This is a genomic window from Streptomyces sp. NPDC014734, from assembly GCF_043083325.1.
Classification (GTDB): domain Bacteria; phylum Actinomycetota; class Actinomycetes; order Streptomycetales; family Streptomycetaceae; genus Streptomyces.
In genome coordinates this window covers 312,870-326,415 of record NZ_JBIBYN010000002.1, presented here as the reverse complement: position 1 = coordinate 326,415, position 13,546 = coordinate 312,870, and the positions used below count along the sequence as shown (strand labels likewise).

Annotated in this window: 13 protein-coding genes; 7 read left to right on the top strand and 6 right to left on the bottom strand. The window is 68.3% G+C overall.

Annotated features, from left to right (window positions below; translation table 11 throughout):
- Positions 1–40: 40 nt before the first annotated feature.
- Positions 41–1,534: a glycosyltransferase family 87 protein gene (locus ACF1CT_RS05310; protein WP_391782407.1), complete on the top strand. Its 1,494-nt coding sequence runs from the start codon at positions 41–43 to the stop codon at positions 1,532–1,534.
- A gap of 274 nt (positions 1,535–1,808) precedes the next feature.
- Here the strand turns inward: ACF1CT_RS05310 and ACF1CT_RS05305 are convergent, their stop codons facing one another.
- From ACF1CT_RS05305 to ACF1CT_RS05295, 3 genes are all read right to left on the bottom strand, one after another.
- Complete coding sequence (locus ACF1CT_RS05305) at positions 1,809–2,840, bottom strand: alanine racemase (RefSeq protein ID WP_391782406.1); 1,032 nt, start codon at positions 2,838–2,840, stop codon at positions 1,809–1,811.
- A gap of 213 nt (positions 2,841–3,053) precedes the next feature.
- On the bottom strand, positions 3,054–4,172 hold the full coding sequence (locus ACF1CT_RS05300; RefSeq protein WP_391782405.1) for a lipid II:glycine glycyltransferase FemX: 1,119 nt from the start codon (positions 4,170–4,172) through the stop codon (positions 3,054–3,056).
- 235 nt (positions 4,173–4,407) lie between these two features.
- Positions 4,408–4,722, bottom strand: a complete 315-nt coding sequence (locus tag ACF1CT_RS05295; protein WP_391782404.1) for a hypothetical protein — start codon at positions 4,720–4,722, stop codon at positions 4,408–4,410.
- A 274-nt stretch (positions 4,723–4,996) separates the two neighbouring features.
- Here ACF1CT_RS05295 and rpsF point away from each other — a divergent pair, with 274 nt between their 5' ends.
- The 4 genes from rpsF (at position 4,997) to rplI (ending at position 6,693) form a co-directional block, all read left to right on the top strand.
- Positions 4,997–5,287, top strand: a complete 291-nt coding sequence (rpsF, locus tag ACF1CT_RS05290) for a 30S ribosomal protein S6 (RefSeq protein WP_327274126.1) — start codon at positions 4,997–4,999, stop codon at positions 5,285–5,287.
- Positions 5,288–5,360: 73 nt separating this feature from the next.
- A complete protein-coding gene (locus ACF1CT_RS05285) occupies positions 5,361–5,948 on the top strand; it encodes a single-stranded DNA-binding protein (protein WP_391782403.1) in 588 nt (195 codons plus the stop codon).
- Between the two features lie 43 nt (positions 5,949–5,991).
- Positions 5,992–6,228 carry a 30S ribosomal protein S18 gene (rpsR, locus tag ACF1CT_RS05280; protein WP_003967857.1) on the top strand — a complete coding sequence of 79 codons (237 nt, stop codon included), beginning with the start codon at positions 5,992–5,994 and terminating at the stop codon, positions 6,226–6,228.
- Positions 6,229–6,246: 18 nt separating this feature from the next.
- On the top strand, positions 6,247–6,693 hold the full coding sequence (gene rplI, locus ACF1CT_RS05275) for a 50S ribosomal protein L9 (RefSeq protein WP_391782402.1): 447 nt from the start codon (positions 6,247–6,249) through the stop codon (positions 6,691–6,693).
- 199 nt (positions 6,694–6,892) lie between these two features.
- On the opposite strand, the gene ACF1CT_RS05270 is transcribed toward rplI, so the two are convergent.
- On the bottom strand, positions 6,893–8,230 hold the full coding sequence (locus ACF1CT_RS05270; RefSeq protein ID WP_391782401.1) for an MATE family efflux transporter: 1,338 nt from the start codon (positions 8,228–8,230) through the stop codon (positions 6,893–6,895).
- A 460-nt stretch (positions 8,231–8,690) separates the two neighbouring features.
- On the opposite strand from ACF1CT_RS05270, the gene dnaB reads away from it, so the two are divergent.
- Positions 8,691–10,163, top strand: coding sequence for a replicative DNA helicase (gene dnaB / locus ACF1CT_RS05265; protein ID WP_391782400.1), 1,473 nt, complete (start codon positions 8,691–8,693; stop codon positions 10,161–10,163).
- A 377-nt stretch (positions 10,164–10,540) separates the two neighbouring features.
- Positions 10,541–11,926 carry a serine hydrolase domain-containing protein gene (locus ACF1CT_RS05260; protein ID WP_391782399.1) on the top strand — a complete coding sequence of 462 codons (1,386 nt, stop codon included), beginning with the start codon at positions 10,541–10,543 and terminating at the stop codon, positions 11,924–11,926.
- Positions 11,927–12,014: 88 nt separating this feature from the next.
- On the opposite strand, the gene ACF1CT_RS05255 is transcribed toward ACF1CT_RS05260, so the two are convergent.
- Together ACF1CT_RS05255 and ACF1CT_RS05250 are read right to left on the bottom strand one after the other, a co-directional pair.
- Positions 12,015–12,467, bottom strand: coding sequence for a GNAT family N-acetyltransferase (locus ACF1CT_RS05255; protein ID WP_391782398.1), 453 nt, complete (start codon positions 12,465–12,467; stop codon positions 12,015–12,017).
- Between the two features lie 204 nt (positions 12,468–12,671).
- The gene (locus ACF1CT_RS05250; RefSeq protein WP_391782397.1) at positions 12,672–13,544 is read right to left on the bottom strand and encodes a GNAT family N-acetyltransferase; all 873 of its coding nucleotides are present in this window, start codon (positions 13,542–13,544) and stop codon (positions 12,672–12,674) included.
- Positions 13,545–13,546 lie beyond the last annotated feature (2 nt).

Sequence of the window (13,546 nt, the reverse complement as noted above, 5' to 3'; positions counted from 1 at the left end):
CCTCACCGTTTCCACATGTCCGTACGGCAGGATGAACGGCATGCCAAGCGCAGAAAAGACCGGCGTGGACCAGGAACGGTCCGTCGTACGGCCCACGCACCAGGACGAGATCGCCGCGGCGGGCAGCGAGCTGATCGGCGGACGGTCGGGACGTTGGACACGGCTCGGCAGCACGACGCTCACGCCCGTGGGCGTCGTCGCGCTGGTGGCGCTCGGCACGTTCGCCCTGGGCATGGTCCAGAAGCTGCCCTGCTACAACTGGGCGTGGTTCCGCGGTGCCACGTCGCAGTACACGCACGCCTGCTACTCCGACATTCCTCACCTCTTCGTCGCACGGGGCTTCTCCGACGGCCTCGTGCCGTACTTCGACCGCTTCCCCGGCGATATGCAGTACCTGGAGTACCCCGTTCTGACGGGTGTGTTCATGCAGGTCGCGTCGTGGCTGACGCCGGGCGGCCCCCTGCAGCACCGTGAGCAGACGTACTGGATGGTCAACGCGGGCATGCTGATGATCTGCGCCGTGATCATCGCCGTCTGCGTGGCCCGTACGCACCGGCGCCGTCCCTGGGACGCGCTGCTCGTCGCCCTCGCTCCGGCCTTCGCGCTCACCGCGACGATCAACTGGGACCTGTTGGCGGTCGCGCTGACGGCCGCGGCGATGCTCATGTGGTCCCGGGGTCGGACGGTGGCGTTCGGCATCCTGATCGGACTGGCCACCGCGGCCAAGCTCTATCCGGTGCTGCTGCTCGGACCGGTCTTCGTCCTGTGCTGGCGGGCGGGCAAGTGGCGGGAGTTCGTCGTGGCGACGCTCGGCGCGGCGGTGTCATGGCTGGTGGTGAACCTGCCGGTGATGATCTTCGCTCCCGAGGGGTGGAAGAAGTTCTACGCGTTCAGCGAGGAACGGGGCATCGACTTCGGCTCCTTCTGGCTGATCATCACCCAGCGCACCGGCAGGGCGATCGAGGTCTCGACCGTCAACACCGTCTCGACCCTGCTGACGGTCGTGCTGTGCGCGGCGATCGGCGCGCTGACGCTGATGGCGCCGCGCCGCCCCCGCTTCGCGCAGCTCGCCTTTCTCGTCGTCGCCGTGTTCATCCTGGTCAACAAGGTGTACTCGCCGCAGTACGTGCTGTGGCTGATCCCGTTGGCCGTCCTGGCCAGGCCTCGTTGGCGCGACTTCCTGATCTGGCAGGCGTGCGAGGTCATGTACTTCCTGGGTATCTGGATGTACCTCGCGTACACGACGAGCGGGGACAAACACCAGGGGCTCCCCACGGAGGGGTACCAGCTGGCGATCGCCCTGCACCTGCTGGGCACGCTGTACCTCTGCGCCGTCGTCGTACGGGACATTCTCGTGCCGGAGCGGGACGTCGTGCGGCGCGACGGATCGGACGATCCGTCCGGTGGGGTGCTCGACGGGGCCGAGGACGTGTTCGTACTGGGGCGGGCGGCGTATCCGCCGCAGAAGACCGTCGCCGCCGTACCGGGCCCGTGGGCCGACACGGGTGCGGCCGGAGAACCGGCCCTGGACTGAGAGCCTGTCGGGCGACCTCTGAGCGGGCGGCCACGTCCCTGGCACGCACGCTTCCGGCGTTGCCGACACGGCCTAGGCCACCGGGCCCTCCGTGCGTCCGGGAACCGCACGCACCATGCCCGTCCGCTCTCCGGCCGAAGGTCACCCGGCAGGCTCTGGGGCGAGGGTCCTCCCGGACCTCTCCGGGAAGACCCTCGTCGTTCTCCCGGCCCGCCGCCTTCGTTGCGGCGCCGTGGGCGGAAGGGTCCGCCCACCAGGGATTGCGGGACAGCCCTCAGTGATCGACGAGCCGGTCGAACTGGGTGGTCGTGTGGCGCAGGTGGGCCACCAGTTCGTCGCCCACCTTCGGCTCCTGGGCGTCCGCGGGCACGAACAGGATCGACACCTGCATGTGCGGCGGTTCGGCGAACCAGCGCTGCTTGCCGGCCCAGACGAACGGGGACAGGTTGCGGTTGACCGTGGCCAGGCCCGCGCGGGCGACCCCCTTGGCCCGCGGCATCACGCCGTGCAGGGCCTTCGGGGCCTCCAGGCCCACCCCGTGCGACGTACCGCCCGCGACGACGACCAGCCAGCCGTCCGACGCCGCCTTCTGCTGCCGGTAGCCGAAGCGGTCGCCCTTGGCGACACGAGTGACGTCCAGAACGGCGCCCCGGTACTGCGTCGCCTCGTGGTCGCCGAGCCACAGCCGAGTGCCGATGCGGGCGCGGAAACGGGTCTGCGGGAACTGCTGCTGGAGCCGTCCCAGCTCCTCGGCGCGCAGATGGCTGACGAACATGGTGTGCAGCGGCAGCCTGGCCGCGCGCAGCCGGTCCATCCAGGCGATGACTTCCTCGACCGCGTCCGAACCGTCCGTGCGGTCCAGCGGAAGATGCAGGGCGAAGCCCTCAAGGCGTACGTCCTCGATGGCCGCGTGCAGCTGCCCGAGCTCCTCCTCCTTGACGCCGTGGCGCTTCATCGAGCTCATGCACTCGATGACGACCCGCGCGCCCACCAGGGCGTGCACGCCGTCCACGGAGGAGACGGACCGGACGACGCGGTCGGGCAGCGGCACCGGTTCCTCGCCCCGGCGGAACGGGGTCAGCACGAGCAGGTCGCCACTGAACCAGTCCTTGATGCGCGCCGCCTCGTAGGTGGTGCCGACGGCGAGCATGTCGGAGCCGAAACGGATTGCCTCGTCGGCGAGCCGTTCGTGACCGAAACCGTATCCGTTGCCCTTGCAGACCGGGACGATGCCGGGGAACTGGTCGAGGACGGATTTCTGGTGCGCCCGCCAGCGCGCGGTGTCGACGTACAGGGAGAGCGCCATGGCCGGTCCGGGACCTTTCTGGTGGCTGCGGGGGGTCGGGGGTGTGCGGGATGGGTCGCATCGCCGGTGGTGGAACCCTTCGGGGCTCCGCGGGACGCGTGTCGGTGCGATGCCCCCATTGAAACGAATGAAGCCGTTTCCGTCAGCGGGGCGACGCGTTTCCGGCCGGGCGCGTGTCCGGCGGGGACGACGCACGTCGGTGGGACGAGGGGGTCAGCGGCGCGACATGTAGATGTCGAGAGCCTTGTGGAGGAGCTTGTTCAGCGGGAAGTCCCATTCGCCGAGGTACTCGGCCGCCTGCCCGCCGGTGCCCACCTTGAACTGGATCAGACCGAAGAGGTGGTCCGTCTCGTCCAGCGAGTCGGAGATGCCGCGCAGGTCGTAGACGGTGGCGCCCATGGCGTACGCGTCGCGCAGCATCCGCCACTGCATCGCGTTCGAGGGCCGGACCTCCCGCTTGTGGTTGGCGGACGCGCCGTACGAGTACCAGACGTGCCCGCCGACGATCAGCATGGTCGCGGCGGCGACGTTCTCGCCCTCGTGCCGTGCGAAGTACAGCCGCATCCGGTTGGGGTCCTCGGTGTTGAGGGCCGTCCACATGCGCTGGAAGTAGCTGAGCGGCCGCGGCCGGAACCGGTCGCGCTCCGCCGTGATCTCGTACAGCCGCTGCCACTCGTCGAGTTCCGTGTAGCCGCCCTGGACGACCTCGACGCCGGCCTTCTCGGCCTTCTTGATGTTGCGTCGCCACAGCTGATTGAAGCCCTTGTGGACGTCTTCGAGCGAACGGTTGGCCAGCGGCACCTGGAAGACGTAGCGAGGCTGTACGTCGCCGAACCCGGCGCCGCCGTCCTCGCCCTGCTGCCAGCCCATCTTCCGCAGCCGGTCGGCGACCTCGAAGGCCCGCGGCTCGATGTGGGTGGCCTCGATGTCGCGCAGCCGCTTCACCTCGGGGTCCTGGATGCCCGCCTTGATGGCGGTCGCGTCCCAGCGACGGATGATGACCGGCGGGCCCATCTTCACGGAGAAGGCACCCTGCTGCTTGAGGTGCGCCAGCATCGGTCGCAGCCAGTCGTCCAGATTCGGCGCGTACCAGTTGATGACCGGTCCCTCGGGCAGATAGGCGAGGTAGCGCTTGATCTTGGGAAGCTGCCGGTAGAGCACCAGTCCCGCGCCGACGAGCTGTCCGTCCCGGTCGAACCACCCCAGGCTCTCCGAGCGCCATTCGGCCTTCACGTCTGCCCATGCCGGGACCTGCATGTGACTCGCAGCGGGCAGATTCTGGATGTAAGCCAGATGCTGCTCTCGGCTGATGGTCCTCAGGGTCAGGCTCATGCGGGGCGCTCCTCGGCAGGTGTGTCCCCATCGGTCAGGGGCTCCGGCTCTCGCGCCGAAGCCTACTGTGACCGCCGAGTGCGCCGTCTGGCCGTATGGAACCCGGCAGAATTCGCCCGCGCCGGGGCCGGGGAGGCCCGGCGCGGACGAACCCGGACGAAGCCCGGTGCGGTTCGGGCGGTGACCGACCCGTCGGTCCGGCTCCGTTCCGTCGTGTTCGGCGCCGGACCCCGGATCAGCCCACCACCCCGCCGAAGAGGCCGCCGTGCGCCATTCCGAGGAAGAACCCGATGGCGGCCGCGCCCAGGCCGATGATCAGCGGGAACCTCTCACGCGTGGTCACCGAGACGTACAGCCCGTACGCCGCGGTCAGGATCCCGATGAGCCCCGCCCACGAGCTGACCAGATGCAGGTTGTGGAACATCGCCGTCACGAAGGCGAGCGCACCGAGCACCAGCGTCACCGCCACCAGGACCTGCTGGAGCGGATGGCGCTTGCCGTCCGTGGCGAGAAGGGAGACGGGGGGACGGGGTCGTATTGCCTGTGCCATGGAGAACCTCCTGGCCGAAAGGCGGTGCATTGTGGCACCGCTCACACCCGATGTGTACAGATTGCGTCTCCTGAGCCGCGGATTTCAACCGGAAGCCTGTGTGCGGGTAGTCTGTACGGTCTGCACCGGTGTCTGCCCAGGTCGGCCCGCCAGCCCCGTTCGACGGAGGCGTTTCGTGGCGGCTGTCCCGAGTGGAGGCGCCGATGCTCACGCATCACGACCCTCCTGCCACGGAACGACCGTGGCCGCTGAGTCCAAAGGAGGTGGGTTCCACATGCGTCACTACGAGGTGATGGTCATCCTCGACCCCGATCTCGAGGAGCGCGCTGTCTCCCCGCTGATCGAGAACTTCCTCTCCGTCGTCCGTGAGGGCAGCGGAAAGGTTGAGAAGGTCGACACCTGGGGCCGTCGTCGTCTCGCTTACGAGATCAAGAAGAAGCCCGAGGGCATCTACTCGGTCATCGACCTGCAGGCCGAGCCTGCGGTCGTCAAGGAGCTCGACCGCCAGATGAACCTGAACGAGTCGGTCCTCCGGACCAAGGTCCTCCGTCCCGAGATCCACTGAGCATTCCGCTCAGCGGTCATCGGGTCCGAGTAGCAGCAAGCAGCCAGAAGCAATCCCGCCGAGAGGTTCACCCATGGCAGGCGAGACCGTCATCACGGTCGTCGGCAATCTCGTCGACGACCCCGAGCTGCGCTTCACCCCGTCCGGTGCGGCGGTCGCGAAGTTCCGTGTCGCGTCCACTCCCCGCATCTTCGACCGGCAGACCAACGAGTGGAAGGACGGCGAAGGCCTGTTCCTCACCTGCTCGGTCTGGCGGCAGGCAGCGGAGAACGTCGCCGAGTCGCTCCAGCGAGGCATGCGCGTCGTCGTGCAGGGCCGGCTGAAGCAGCGGTCGTACGAGGACCGCGAGGGCATCAAGCGCACGGTCTACGAGCTGGACGTCGAGGAAGTCGGCCCCAGCCTCAAGAACGCCACGGCCAAGGTCACCAAGACCACGGGTCGCGGTGGCCAGGGTGGATACGGCGGTGGCCAGCAGGGCGGCGGCAACTGGGGCGGCGGTCCCGGTGGCGGCGGCCAGCAGGGCGGCGGCGGTGCTCCCGCCGACGACCCGTGGGCCACCGGTGCACCCTCCGGTGGGCAGCAGGGCGGCGGAGGCGGAGGCGGCTGGGGCGGAAGCTCCGGCGGTTCCGGCGGCGGCTACTCGGACGAGCCTCCCTTCTAGGGCAGCTCGTACCCCCACTTCTTGATCACACAGGAGAAACACCATGGCGAAGCCGCCTGTGCGCAAGCCTAAGAAGAAGGTCTGCGCGTTCTGCAAGGACAAGACCCAGTACGTGGACTACAAGGACACGAACATGCTGCGGAAGTTCATTTCCGACCGCGGCAAGATCCGTGCCCGCCGCGTGACCGGCAACTGCACGCAGCACCAGCGTGACGTCGCCACGGCCGTGAAGAACAGCCGTGAGATGGCGCTGCTGCCCTACACGTCCACCGCGCGATAAGGGAAGGGTGACCGAATCATGAAGATCATCCTGACCCACGAGGTCTCCGGCCTCGGTGCCGCGGGCGACGTCGTCGACGTCAAGGACGGGTACGCCCGTAACTACCTGGTTCCGCGTGGCTTCGCCATTCGCTGGACCAAGGGCGGCGAGAAGGACGTGGCGCAGATCCGCCGCGCCCGCAAGATCCACGAGATCGCCACGATCGAGCAGGCCAACGAGATCAAGGCCAAGCTTGAGGCCGTGAAGGTCCGTCTGGCCGTTCGCTCCGGCGACGCCGGCCGTCTCTTCGGCTCCGTCACCCCGGCCGACATCGCTTCGGCGATCAAGGCTGCCGGTGGCCCCGAGGTCGACAAGCGTCGCGTCGAGCTCGGTTCGCCGATCAAGACGCTCGGCGGGCACCAGGTGTCCGTGCGTCTGCACCCCGAGGTTGCCGCGCAGCTCGGTGTCGAGGTCATCTCTGCCTAAGGGCACATAGCTCATCAGAGCAAGTGAAGGGCCGTACCCGTCCGGGTACGGCCCTTCATCGTTGCTCCGCATCACGGGCGCCTCGTCGCGAGGGTGCGTTTCACGTGAAACGGTTTCGAGAGTGCCGGGTTGCGAGAGCGGCAGGTGCCGGTGGGTGCCATTGGGTGATGTTTCACGTGAAACAGGACATGGAGACCGGTCAGCGAGTGGCGCCGGTGACCACCCACCTGCCCGAGCGGGTACGAAGCCAGAGCGTGGCCATGCGGACGGCCATCATCAAGGTCATGGCCCACCACAGCGCGGTGAGGCCGCCGCCGAAGGTGGGTACCAGCAGGGCGGCCGGAGCGAATACCGCCAGCGTGATGATCATGGCCCACGCGAGGTAGCGCCCGTCTCCGGCTCCCATCAGGACTCCGTCCAGCACGAAGACCACACCGGCGATCGGCTGGGACAGTGCCACCACCAGCAGGGAGGGAATCAGGGCGTCCTGGACGGATCGGTCGTCGGTGAACAAGGGGACGAACAGCGGTCGTGCAAGGACGACCAGTGCCCCGAACACGACCCCGGAGACGATGCCCCACTGGACCATGCGTCGACAGGCCTCGCGCGCGCCCGTGCTGTCGCCGGCTCCCAGGTATCGGCCGATGATGGCCTGTCCCGCGATGGCGATGGCATCGAGCGCGAAGGCCATCAGGCTCCAGAGCGAGAGGACGATCTGGTGTGCGGCGATCGCCGTATCGCCGAGGCGTGCGGCGACGGCCGTGGCGATCATCAGTACCGCACGGAGTGACAGCGTACGGACCAGCAGCGGAACACCCGCCTGGGCGCTGGCTCTGATCCCCGCGGCGTCGGGGCGCAACGAAGCACCATGCCGACGCGCTCCTCGTACCACCACGATCAGGTAGGCGACGGCCATGGAAACCTGGGCGATGACCGTGCCCCAGGCCGATCCGGCGATGCCGAGCCCGGCGCCGTAGACGAGCCCCGCGTTCAGGGCTCCGTTGGCGGCGAAGCCGCCGATGGCGACGTAGAGCGGGGTCCTGGTGTCCTGCAGGCCGCGGAGCACGCCGGTTGCCGCCATCACCACGAGCATGGCCGGGATGCCGAGGCTGGAGATCTTCAGGTACGTGGTGGCGTAGGGGGCCGCCGTTTCGGAGGCGCCGAGGGCGTTCACGATCCAGGATGCCGTCGGCAGTACGGCAGCGATGACCAATATGCCGAGCAGAAGGGCGAGCCAGATGCCGTCCATGCCCTGTCGGATCGCGGAGGCAAGATCACCCGCCCCGACCTGGCGTGCCACTGCCGCGGTGGTGGCATAGGCGAGAAAGACGAAGATGCTGACGGCGGTGGTCAGCAGGGCCGCCGCGACGGCCAGACCGGCAAGTTGCGCCGTGCCGAGATGACCGACGATGGCGCTGTCGACCATCACGAAAAGGGGCTCAGCGACGAGTGCGCCGAAGGCGGGGACGGCGAGCGAGATGATCTCGCGATCGTGACGTCGACGACTGGGTGGGGAGGGCGCCGGGGCCTGAGTCATGGGCGTCAATCTAATCTTCCACAGGTAATAGATGCAATCCCAGCGCGTCCCTTACATTTGTGGGGGATTCGCGTTCTCCGGCGTGAGGGTGGCCGCGATCTTGAGCGCATGCAAAAAGTTTTTCTCCCCCACAGGCGGTGGATGGAAGATTCGCAGGTCAGGGCACCATTCGTGAGGCTGCTATGAATTTTTCCACAGTGCTGTCCCCCGCTCTGTGCACAGGATCTGGGGGGTTCTCCACAGCATCTGGTCTGTCGTCCACATGCCCTGTGGATAACCAGATTGGCTGACGGTGCCGAGCGGCCTACCGTGGTCCGGCGCCCGCACCCCGTTCCGGCCCTGGAACCCATGAGAACTCGACGCGCCGGAACCGGGAGTCGGGCGTCTTGTTTGTCGGTGCCGTGCCGTAAGAAAGAGTGGCATGGCGAGGTCCGCGGAGCGGACGGGAGGAGGTGGCGCGGTGAGCATTCCCGAGCCCTTGGACTGGGCCGACACCGGCCCCGGTGACCGTCTGCCTGTTTCCCGTCAGCGTCGCGGCGAGGGCCGTGACCGTGCCGATCAGCACGAGCGCGGCAGGGACGGCGACGGATGGGAGGGCGGCTCCTCGGGATTCGAGCGGGTGCCGCCCCAGGACCTCGATGCCGAGCAGTCCGTCCTGGGCGGCATGCTCCTGTCGAAGGACGCCATCGCCGATGTCGTGGAGATCATCAAGGGGCACGACTTCTACCGCCCCGCCCACGAGACCGTCTACCAGGCGATCCTGGACCTCTACGCCAAGGGCGAGCCGGCCGACCCGATCACGGTGGCGGCCGAACTGGTCAAGCGCGGGGAGATCACCAAGGTCGGCGGGGCGCCGTATCTGCACACCCTCGTCCAGTCCGTGCCGACCGCGGCCAATGCCTCGTACTACGCGGAGATCGTTCACGAGCGGGCCGTTCTGCGGCGACTCGTGGAGGCCGGGACGAAGATCACGCAGATGGGATACGCGGCCGACGGCGACGTCGACGACATCGTGAACTCCGCACAGGCCGAGATCTACGCCGTCACGGAGCAGCGGACCAGCGAGGACTACCTGCCGCTCGGCGACATCATGGAGGGCGCCCTCGACGAGATCGAGGCGATCGGCTCGCGCAGTGGCGAGATGACCGGAGTGCCGACCGGTTTCACCGACCTGGACGCCCTGACGAACGGCCTGCACCCGGGACAGATGGTCGTCATCGCCGCCCGTCCCGCGATGGGCAAGTCCACATTGGCGCTGGACTTCGCCCGGGCCTGCTCGATCAGGAGCAACCTGCCCAGCGTGATCTTCTCGCTCGAAATGGGCCGCAACGAGATCGCGATGCGACTGCTGTCGGCCGAGGCACGCGTGGCGCTGCATCACATGCGGTCCGGCACCATGACCGACGACGACTGGACGCGGCTGGCCCGCCGCATGCCGGACGTGTCGGCCGCCCCTCTCTACATCGACGACTCCCCGAACCTCTCCATGATGGAGATCCGCGCGAAGTGCCGTCGGCTCAAGCAGCGCAACGACCTCAAGCTCGTGGTCATCGACTATCTGCAGCTGATGCAGTCCGGCGGCTCGAAGCGGGCCGAGAGCCGACAGCAGGAGGTCTCGGACATGTCCCGAAACCTCAAGCTGCTGGCGAAGGAACTGCAGCTTCCGGTCATCGCGCTCTCCCAGCTGAACCGTGGCCCCGAGCAGCGCACGGACAAGAAGCCGATGGTCTCCGATCTGCGTGAATCCGGGTCCATCGAGCAGGACGCGGACATGGTGATCCTGCTGCACCGCGAGGACGCGTACGAGAAGGAGTCGCCCCGTGCGGGTGAGGCCGATCTGATCGTGGCCAAGCACCGCAACGGCCCCACGGCGACGATCACGGTGGCCTTCCAGGGCCACTACTCACGCTTCGTGGACATGGCGCAGACCTGAGTTCCGGGCTTGTAGAGCCCTTTCGCGCGTGTCGGAATCCCATGACCCGTGCCGGATGGGTCTCGGACACGACATCTCCGACAGCCCTTGGACCCTTCGGCAGAAAAGCGGCCGCTGGCTACCGAGGTCGGCGCTCTACCAGCGGCCCTCGTCACCAGGCTGTTCCCCCCGCTTCCCCACACAACGGACGATGCGGACCAGGACGGAGAGCCGCCGACCGTTTCTCCGTCGCTTGAGGCAATGACATGAGGCTGAGACAGCTGATGTCTGGCACGAGGCGAGACGGCCTGAGAACCTGCTCCGACCCGTCGCCCGCACCATCGGACGGAGGTGAAATGGATTCGCCGCGACGCGGCCTTCACGGGTAGTTCTTGAGCATGACCTCTCCAGCCGAACAGTTGCTTCCCAGTACACAGCGTGCTCTGCTGCATCGCATCGCCACCGCTCAGTCGGAGGGCCGGACCCCGTCGCTCGTCGCCGCGGTGGGGAGGGCGAGGGAACGGGCCTTCTGGAATGGATCCCGGAGCTGCGCGGACGGCCATGTACCGGACGCGGACACACAGTTCAGGATCGGTTCGATCACCAAGATCTTCACCGCGGTGCTGGTCCTGCGGCTCCGTGACGAGGGGCTGCTGGACTTGGCGGACCCGCTGGAGAAGCACCTTCCCGGCACCGATGCGGGAACGGTGACCGTTCATCAACTCCTGGGCCACAGTGCGGGCCTGGGGGCGGAGGCGCCCGCGCCGTGGTGGGAGAGGACGCCGGGGACGTTGCGGCCCGAGTTGGCCGATGTGCTCGGCGAGGGGACGAGGATGCATTCCCCGGGCCACCGTCACCACTACTCGAACCCGGGCTACACACTGCTGGGCTCGCTGGTCGAGCGGGCACGCGGGGCGAGTTGGGAAGAAGTGCTGCGCCGGGAGATTCTTGAGCCGTTGGGAATGCACCGCACGAGTTCCCGTCCCCGGACGCCGCACGCGGGGAGCTGGGCCGTGCATCCCTGGGCGGATGTCATGCTGCCCGAACCTGCCGAGGACCTCGGGCTGATGGCCCCGGCCGGCCAGCTCTGGTCCACCACCGACGATCTGCTGCGCTTCGCGGCCTTCCTGGCGGAGGGCGACGACCGGGTGCTGGGTGCCGCCACGGTTGAGCAGATGCGCGAACCGTCCGCGCCGACCCAGCCGGGTGACTGGGACTCCGCATATGGCCTGGGTCTTCAGATCGCGCGGAGGGGCGGCCGCACACTCTTCGGACATACGGGCTCGCTGCCCGGGTTCCTCGCCGCCCTGTGGTTCAGCGTCGAGGACGACGTAGCGGCCGTTGCCCTGACCAACGTCACCTCGGGACCGCCGATCGGCGGTGTCGTCGCGGATCTCGTGGAGATCGTCGCCGATGCCGAGCCACGCATCCCGGAGCCCTGGCGCCCGCTTCCCGAAGTGGATCAGGAGCTTCTCGCGTTGACCGGTCCCTGGTACTGGGGCACGCGGGCGAACGCTCTGCGTCTGACCTCGGACGGCGGACTGGAGTTCTGGCCCGTGCAGGGCGGCGGTCGGGGCGCCCGATTCACCGCACGGCCCGACGGCACCTGGATCGGTCGCGACGGCTATTACGCGGGAGAGATTCTGCGGGTCGTCCGGAACGACGACGGCACGGTGAACCATCTCGACCTCGGCTCCTTCGTCTTCACCCGGAAGCCGTACGATCCGGCGGCGGCCGTTCCCGGTGGTGTGGACGACGGCGGGTGGCGGGGCCTCGAAGGCTGAATGCCCTGGGGCTGGTCCGGGCCCGTCCGGTGCCGTCCGTCACCGACGCGGTGTGCGAGGAGTGCGCGGGCCGGGTTTCGGGCCGTGGTCAGAGCGCGAGTTTGAAGCCCAGATGACTGGCGGTGAAGCCGAGCTGCTCATAGAACCGATGGGCCTCGGTCCGGGTCACATCGGAGGTCAGTTGGACCAGTTGGCAGTTCTGGCGCCTGGACTCGTCCACGGCCCACTTGATCAGCTGGGTTCCGAGTCCGCTGCCGCGTGCGTCGGCGTGGACACGGACGCTTTCGATGACGGCACGGGTCGAGCCGCGTCGGGAAAGCCCCGGAATCACCGTCAGCTGCAGAGTTCCGGCGATCCGGCCCTCGCGGACGGCGACCACCAGGTGCTGATGGGGGTCGTCCGCGAGCCGTCGGAAGGCGGCGTGGTACGGGGCGAGGTCCTCCGGCGACTCACGCTGTGAGCCCAGCGGATCGTCGGCGAGCATGGCCACGATCGTGGGAACGTCGGCCGCGGTGGCGGGGCGTATATCCAGTTCGCTCATGAGGGGCAGGTTACGCAGATCATCTGGAACGTCGCACGGTCACCCGGAGCCGAGTCGTCACACGGCGTAGCCCCGACCCCGTCCCGGCCGCGACGGCCCGACGCTGAACCGCTCATCGGATGCGTGTGACTTCCGTGCGGTCGACCGCACGGAGACCCGATTCCGTGGTGCTGTCGGGGGCCGGAAGCCGGGGCGCCGCATCGGTCAGCCCATGGCCACGGTCAGCGGGGCGAACCGTCGGGTCCAGTCGCCCGGAAGGTCCGGGGCACCGTACGTCATCACGGTGGTGCTGGAGCCGACGCTCAGACCGCGTTCCTTGAGCCGGACGAGCAGTTCCGCATGGCGTGCGTCGATGTCCATGCGCAACGGCAGATCCGTGGCCGCGGCGAGGGAGGTGATGAGCCCCTGGGCAGTGCGGGTGTCGGGCGCGATCAACGGGCCGATCACCTGAGTACCGGCGCTCGGCCAGGCCGCCGCGTAACCGACGATTCCGCCGTTCTCCTCAGCGACCCGGAGGTGATCTGCGTAGGCGGGCAACCGGGCGAGGACATGGGTCCGGTCGACGCCGAACACCTCCGTGTCCAGACGGACGAGTGCGTGCAGGTCCTCCGCTGTGGCCGGGCGAATACCCTTCCCGGGCTCGTCGCCGCTCGTGGGCACGAAGTTGCCGGTGACCCGTTCGGCGCGGGCCACGGCCTCGAAGCCGAGCTGTTCGTAGAGCGGCCGACCTGCGGGCGTGGCATACAGGCTGAGGGGGGTGTCCCCCGCCGCGTCGATCACCCGGCGCATCAGGTGCCGGGCGATGCCCTGTCTCGCATGACGCCCGGCGACGAGCAACATGCCGACGGCGGCCAGCCGCGGTCCGTAGGAGGTCACCACGCACGTGGCCGCCAGTCCCCCGCCCTCCGCGGGGTCGTCGATGCCGTATCCGATTCCCGCGGCAAGGAGCAGACCCCACCGGTGCTCGTCGCGTGGCCAGCCGCGGTCCTCGCAGAGATCGGCGCAGGCGACCAGATCGGCCGGAGTGAGGCGCCGCACGCGCAACTCGGCGAGTGCACGGGACAGTGGAGCAGACATGC

Bases quoted from the DNA above. Each gene is read 5' to 3' on its own strand.
- ACF1CT_RS05310 (WP_391782407.1), top strand. From the start codon at position 41: ATGCCAAGCGCAGAAAAGACCGGCGTGGACCAGGAACGGTCCGTCGTA.
- ACF1CT_RS05305 (WP_391782406.1), bottom strand. From the start codon at position 2,840: ATGGCGCTCTCCCTGTACGTCGACACCGCGCGCTGGCGGGCGCACCAG.
- ACF1CT_RS05300 (WP_391782405.1), bottom strand. From the start codon at position 4,172: ATGAGCCTGACCCTGAGGACCATCAGCCGAGAGCAGCATCTGGCTTAC.
- ACF1CT_RS05295 (WP_391782404.1), bottom strand. From the start codon at position 4,722: ATGGCACAGGCAATACGACCCCGTCCCCCCGTCTCCCTTCTCGCCACG.
- rpsF (WP_327274126.1), top strand. From the start codon at position 4,997: ATGCGTCACTACGAGGTGATGGTCATCCTCGACCCCGATCTCGAGGAG.
- ACF1CT_RS05285 (WP_391782403.1), top strand. From the start codon at position 5,361: ATGGCAGGCGAGACCGTCATCACGGTCGTCGGCAATCTCGTCGACGAC.
- rpsR (WP_003967857.1), top strand. From the start codon at position 5,992: ATGGCGAAGCCGCCTGTGCGCAAGCCTAAGAAGAAGGTCTGCGCGTTC.
- rplI (WP_391782402.1), top strand. From the start codon at position 6,247: ATGAAGATCATCCTGACCCACGAGGTCTCCGGCCTCGGTGCCGCGGGC.
- ACF1CT_RS05270 (WP_391782401.1), bottom strand. From the start codon at position 8,230: ATGACTCAGGCCCCGGCGCCCTCCCCACCCAGTCGTCGACGTCACGAT.
- ACF1CT_RS05260 (WP_391782399.1), top strand. From the start codon at position 10,541: ATGACCTCTCCAGCCGAACAGTTGCTTCCCAGTACACAGCGTGCTCTG.
- ACF1CT_RS05255 (WP_391782398.1), bottom strand. From the start codon at position 12,467: ATGAGCGAACTGGATATACGCCCCGCCACCGCGGCCGACGTTCCCACG.
- ACF1CT_RS05250 (WP_391782397.1), bottom strand. From the start codon at position 13,544: ATGTCTGCTCCACTGTCCCGTGCACTCGCCGAGTTGCGCGTGCGGCGC.